Below are 6,167 nucleotides of genomic sequence, written 5' to 3' on the forward strand. Positions count from 1 at the left end.
TTTACAAATACGATTGCACCAGTCACAGTCGTCGGTCCTGATAATTGTCCCAGGTGCAGAATGGCCAAATTGTGTGGACTCTGAGTCATGGCTAGGGATGTCCACCACAAATCGGTAAGACTATATAATTCTTCCAAACCACACCAAATCGCCGTACCTAAAATGACACGAATAAATGGATTTAGTTGGGGTTTGGAATTGACAAATCGCATCCCGATCGACCAGCAAATCACTAAACTTGCACCCCACAACGTCACAAAAAGCACGCAGAAAGTCGCAATTCCTAAGCTCGCCACATAAGAAACACCCATCCACATCATCGGATGAATCCCAAATAGCCAACTCAATCCCAATCCATAGCAACCAATCCCCCAACCCAAAGCATAAATAAATCGCTGAGAATTGGATTTTTGACACATCAAATACCACAAAGGTGCCAAGGCAACCCAAGCTAAATACCAGGCTTCAACTGGTGCAAATGTCAGTCCCATCAACATGCCACTACCCAGAGCAATTCCGATTTCTAATCGGTTGACAGGGGCTTTTGCTAGAGATTTACGCAGGGCTGAAAACATAAGTAGCGTGATAGTTTAGTTGCCGGAATGAAATTTTCGATCTGTTAACGATCTACTAGTGCACTAGCGACGATCGTGGTGAGCATTAGCGACGCCAAAGGCTAATCGATATTGTCACTAGCACGAACAGCGAGAATTTAGCTTGAGATCGCCCAATCACCAAATTCTTTAGGATCATTTAACTAAGGGTAATTAGGTAATGGCATTTTCCCACCGATCGCCGCTCTGCGTAACAAATATTAATGCCTAGTCTGATCGCTTCTCATAATCATCAGGGGTGGATTATCGCTCGAATAGTTGTTGAAGCCACTACCATCTAGGGTTTGCTGGCTTGCTTCGCAGCGATATAGCTCATATAATGTCTTTATATAAATAAACATTAAGTCACTAATTTCTACATTACTTTGCTTAACTCCGGCTATAAACCCAGCGAAATCGACGGTACGTGGCGATGGCAACTCCAGCGGACTTGGAGAGTATTCGCAGCAGCAGCATTTTTGGTATCAGTGCCAGTCTTTATTGAAGCTCCGCTCGTGCGGCATTATCCAGTATTGAGCGTAGTCATTACCATCCTTTGGATATGCCTGGGCGGGATTTTGCTACAACGTCCTCAGACCCAGATTTGGGGCGATACCATCCTGGGATTTAGTTGGAGCTGGTTGGCTGGAGCGATTTATTGGGGCTGGTTTCGGTGGGAGCCAGCCATCCATCTACCGATTGAATCGATCGGGGTGCCATTTGCTGTCTGGGCATTGTGGAAAGGATTTGGGAAGGTTGGTGCTTTATTCTATCTCGGCTCCCTCCTTGGCACGGCAGTCACCGATTTATATATCTATCAAGTCGGCTTACTCGACTCCTGGCGACAAGTGATGCAAGTCGAGCCAGCCTTAGCTATGCCGATCTTACAGCAGGCGATCGCCCAAGTTCGTACGCCTTGGGGTACAGCCTGGGCAGTTGTGCTCGTGAATTTGCTATTGGGTGTGGGTATAATACCTTTAGGAACAAAACAGTGGCATTGGTATGCTTTCAGTGGCGCAGTTTTAACTACGATCGTCGTTGATAGCTTATTTCTGTGGGTTGCTAGCCATGCCTAAGTTATCACCTTAGATTTGGTTGACACTTGCACGATCGTCAATCCACTAGTTCACCGTCATATCTTTACCCAACCGTGAACCAGGGCCTCTCACCTCATCTAATCCTTAACACTGACAACGGTCAACGCCAGCTATCATTAACTGATGGCAACTGCTGGACTGTGGGTCGGGGGGATGACAATCAGTTTGTCGTCAAAGATCGTTGTATTTCGCGCAATCATGCGATGATCCAATACACTGATGCTGGCGACCACTATCTCATCGACTTAGGTAGTAGCAATGGCACCTTTGTAAATGGCCGCCGAGTCAGTATTCCCGTCACGATTCACGATGGTGATACGATTACCTTCGGTCAAACAGAATTTGAATTTCATTGTCCTAGAGTCGATGGCACATTGAGCATCGATGCTGAAGGCACGCTCGATGGTACCGTCACCTCAGTATTGCATCTGCGCAAGCTGATGTCTGTGATGGTGGTAGACATGCGGAATTTTACGATTCTCACCCGTCAGACAAACGAAAATTTACTCTCTGAGGTGATGAGTGCCTGGTTCCGCAATGCTGGCGCGATCATTCGCAATCGCGGTAGTTGGGTTGATAAATACATCGGCGATGCGCTGATGGCGCTGTGGTTCCACAATGGTGAAACTGTCACCAAACAAGAGATGATGAATATCCTCTTGGCATTGGACGATCTCAACAAGATGACTAGAGAGTTGAGCCAGCAGTATCCTTTACCATTTGAACTAAAAATCGGCGCGGGGATCAATACGGGTCATGCGATGATCGGTAATGCTGGCAGCGGCGACAGACCCGATTACACTGCTTTAGGCGATACTGTGAATGCGGCCTTTAGGTTAGAAGCAATTACCAAAGAACTGAATGCAGAAATAGCGATCGGTTCTTCAACTTATCGCTATTTGGCACCATTACTGGGTAAACATCGAGTCTTCAAAGAATGCTCGGTCGATCTCAAAGGTTACGATGTACCTGCGATCGTTCATGCCACCAATTTTGGCCCCCTCAATGCCTTTTTGCAACAAGCAAATAGTGGCTCTGCGACTCAAATCGTCTCACCCCAAACTCAAACTAGTATCGATCGAATAACTAGTAGCACTTAACACTCGATAACGACACCAGAGCATCCATATCGCCAAGTTTGGAGAGAGGGTTTAGAGGTGGCGATGAACATCAACGGCTCTCAAGGCCGACCAAGATTTGAGTGGGTTAAGGCTGAACATCCTTTGACGGCAATTAGTGATCAGTCTGACGTTCATGCTAATCACAATGAAGCCCAAAATGCCGCTCTGCGGAGACGCGCGACGGCAGAATTTAGCTAGCTCTTTGTAATAACTTTTTCGCATTAATCGCAGCGGAGCGTAACATGCGTGAGATCGGGTATGTACGACCAAAATCTATACTGGGCTTTTCGATCGAGATAAATGTCAGTGCCGATATCAGAATGACAGCAACACACATGACTGGCATAAAAATCAGGTATTCTTGAAGACTGATGTTTTTAAGTACAGCAATCTTCAAGACAGAGAATGCTAGGTATATAACTATACCATGCAATAAATATATGCTGTAACTAATCTCACCAAGTAAGATAGATGACTTTAGGGAAAAAACTCCAAACAAGTCATTACCTAGAACGATCGGAATAAAAAATAGTGAAATCATTACTACATGTACTGAATCAAAAGTTATAGGACGGAAAATAGCAAATGCTATAGCCAGCGCAGCAAGACTCGATACCAATTTACTTTTTATAATCGAATTGGGGATTTTGTAACGTCTATTTAGATATGCAGACAGGCCACCAATAGCAAAAAAGATCGAAAAACTCGTATCCATCGAATCAATCTGCATGGGCTTGTTAAATAGATAAACACATACAGTAAACAGAAACAAACCTCCAACCCGACCTAATCTGATGATCGCGATCGTAATTATCGGTAAGAAAATATAGAAAAGCCACTCATATCGAAGAGTCCAATCTACGCCAGCAATAACTAGCTTAGTATCTAGGAAGTTATTGACGATCCCACCAGGGTAATAAAATGTGAGCCATTGAGTATATCCTTTGACGATCTGGCCAAGACTCACTTCGAGCTTGAAGCTTGAGCTAAAAACAATTATTGTGACAATAAGCATTGCGAAAATATACAAAGGATAAATTCTGAAAATTCGCGATTCATAGAATTCGATCCAATTTATCTTGCCACTATCTTTGAGAATTTTAGAAACAAACAAAAAACCTGTGATCGCGAAAAAGATGGCAACGCTAACTTTCCCATAATTTTGATAGTAATCTTCAGGTGGTCTCGTCCATTTCCCACTAGCTTTCCAATACCAAGTGATTATAAAGTGATGAAAAAGAACGGAGATAGCTAGAAATCCTCTCAATCCATCGATACTTCCATATCGCCCCTGCCTGAGTTTTAAAAAAGAAAATAAATGATGGCGGCTGATAAATTTAGCGGTCAATATTGATATTCCGAAACAAATCAACGTCATCCCAAATTTCACAACACCATCCATGCTTCAGATATTTCCTTTGAACGCGATCCGACTGTGAATGTTTTAGAGGAAGCATCGCAAAGTCGATCTTTACGCATCACAATAAACACATCGGTGAAGACATTGGTAATTTAACATAGACATTTCACCTTCAAATGGATCGATACCCAGCGTGCTTGAATAACCTTTCGTCTGGATTCAGAGAGCGCCGTGAGCAGTTGTGACTTCCCATCACGTCTGAACGATCCAGCTCGGATGGGATAGATCGAGACAATTTGCAACGTCTTAGCCCTAAACCCGATCGAAAATGTTAGAATCTACAGCTATAGCTAGGGGTGTCCGAAACCAGTCGGGCTGAGAACATACCCTTGCACCTGAGTCTGGGTAATGCCAGCGGAGGGAAGCTGTTTATGATAGGAAATTGAATATGCGTGCTGAATGGATTGCCAAACGTAGCGGACAAGCCAATGTCTCTCAGATGCACTATGCGCGTCAAGGTGTAGAAACAGAAGAAATGCACCATGTCGCCAAGCGCGAACGTCTCCCTGTGGATCTGATTCGCTCGGAAGTCGCGCGCGGACGGATGATTATCCCTGCAAATACCAATCATCCCAATCTCGAACCAATGGCGATCGGGATTGCATCTAGCTGTAAAGTGAATGCCAACATCGGTGCATCACCCAACTCTTCTAACATGCAAGAAGAGGTTGACAAACTGATTCTGGCAGTCAAATACGGTGCGGATACCGTGATGGATCTCTCCACTGGTGGCGGTAATTTAGATGAAATTCGGATCGAAATCATCAAAAATTCGCCCGTTCCCATCGGTACCGTTCCTATTTACCAAGCCTTAGAAAGCGTCCACGGGAATGTCGAAAATCTTACCCCCAATGATTTTTTGCATATCATCGAAAAACATGCCCAGCAAGGCGTTGATTATCAAACCATCCACGCTGGCATCCTGATCGAACATCTGCCCTTAGTTCGCAATCGGTTGACAGGTATCGTCTCCCGTGGCGGTGGAATCTTAGCACGGTGGATGCTGCATCATCACAAGCAAAATCCCCTCTACACCCACTTCGATGACATCATCGAAATCTTCAAAAAATGCGATGTGTCCTTCAGCTTGGGCGACTCACTCCGCCCTGGTTGCACCCACGATGCATCAGATGAAGCGCAACTCGCCGAACTCAAAACCCTCGGTAATTTGACTCGTCGCGCCTGGGAACATGACATCCAAGTAATGGTCGAAGGCCCCGGACACGTCCCCATGGATCAGATCGAGTTCAATGTCAAAAAACAGATGGAAGAGTGCTCTGAAGCTCCTTTCTATGTCTTGGGGCCACTAGTAACTGATATCGCACCTGGTTATGACCATATCACCTCGGCGATCGGGGCAGCAATGGCTGGTTGGTACGGCACTGCCATGCTTTGCTACGTTACGCCAAAAGAACACCTGGGTTTACCCAATGCCGAAGACGTTCGCAATGGTCTGATCGCCTACAAAATCGCCGCTCACGCTGCCGATATCGCTCGCAAACGTCCAGGTGCACGCGATCGTGATGATGAGCTGTCCAAGGCGCGTTATAACTTCGACTGGAACCGTCAATTTGAACTTTCCCTCGATCCCGAACGCGCGAAAGAATATCACGATGAAACTCTGCCCGCCGATATCTACAAAACTGCTGAGTTCTGTTCGATGTGCGGTCCTAAATTCTGTCCGATGCAAACCAAAGTTGATGCAGAAGCATTGACTGAGTTAGAGAAATTCTTAGCTAAAGAGAAAGAGCCTTCTAGTATCGGTTAATTTAGTTAAATTAATGCAAGCTCCCCGACTTCTTGAAGAAGTCGGGGAGCTTGTTGCAATCGATCGATACCTATCCAACCAAATCCGTCATCGATCGCGAATATTAGCCACAATAATTACAACGATAATTATGAGGATCGGCGATGCCAGCTATTTTTTGGACAATGG

4 protein-coding genes, 2 pseudogenes and 1 riboswitch are annotated in these 6,167 nt (G+C 45.2%); of the genes and pseudogenes, 4 read left to right on the top strand and 2 right to left on the bottom strand.

Annotated features, from left to right (window positions below):
• Nucleotides 1-575 (bottom strand): annotated as a pseudogene (locus RMO27_RS21520) (apolipoprotein N-acyltransferase); the annotation flags it as partial.
• Between the two features lie 404 nt (nt 576-979).
• Between RMO27_RS21520 and RMO27_RS21525 the strand changes: the two are divergent.
• The 3 genes and pseudogenes from RMO27_RS21525 to RMO27_RS21535 all read left to right on the top strand — a co-directional run.
• A complete protein-coding gene (locus RMO27_RS21525; RefSeq protein WP_309736446.1) occupies nt 980-1,669 on the top strand; it encodes a DUF3120 domain-containing protein in 690 nt (229 codons plus the stop codon).
• Between the two features lie 74 nt (nt 1,670-1,743).
• A complete protein-coding gene (locus tag RMO27_RS21530; protein ID WP_309736448.1) occupies nt 1,744-2,790 on the top strand; it encodes an adenylate/guanylate cyclase domain-containing protein in 1,047 nt (348 codons plus the stop codon).
• Between the two features lie 30 nt (nt 2,791-2,820).
• Nucleotides 2,821-2,997 (top strand): annotated as a pseudogene (locus tag RMO27_RS21535) (IS1 family transposase); the annotation flags it as partial.
• Nucleotides 2,998-3,001: 4 nt separating this feature from the next.
• Here RMO27_RS21535 and RMO27_RS21540 read toward each other — a convergent pair.
• Nucleotides 3,002-4,213, bottom strand: a complete 1,212-nt coding sequence (locus RMO27_RS21540; RefSeq protein ID WP_309736450.1) for an acyltransferase — start codon at nt 4,211-4,213, stop codon at nt 3,002-3,004.
• A 300-nt stretch (nt 4,214-4,513) separates the two neighbouring features.
• Nucleotides 4,514-4,611: riboswitch (TPP riboswitch) on the top strand.
• Between the two features lie 8 nt (nt 4,612-4,619).
• On the opposite strand from RMO27_RS21540, the gene thiC reads away from it, so the two are divergent.
• Nucleotides 4,620-5,999, top strand: a complete 1,380-nt coding sequence (thiC, locus tag RMO27_RS21545; RefSeq protein ID WP_309736451.1) for a phosphomethylpyrimidine synthase ThiC — start codon at nt 4,620-4,622, stop codon at nt 5,997-5,999.
• The last annotated feature ends 168 nt before the right edge of the window (nt 6,000-6,167 follow it).

The organism is Chamaesiphon sp. OTE_75_metabat_556, assembly GCF_031378165.1.
Lineage (GTDB): Bacteria > Cyanobacteriota > Cyanobacteriia > Cyanobacteriales > Chamaesiphonaceae > Chamaesiphon.

Bases quoted from the DNA above. Each gene is read 5' to 3' on its own strand.
- RMO27_RS21540 (WP_309736450.1), bottom strand. From the start codon at position 4,213: ATGGATGGTGTTGTGAAATTTGGGATGACGTTGATTTGTTTCGGAATA.
- thiC (WP_309736451.1), top strand. From the start codon at position 4,620: ATGCGTGCTGAATGGATTGCCAAACGTAGCGGACAAGCCAATGTCTCT.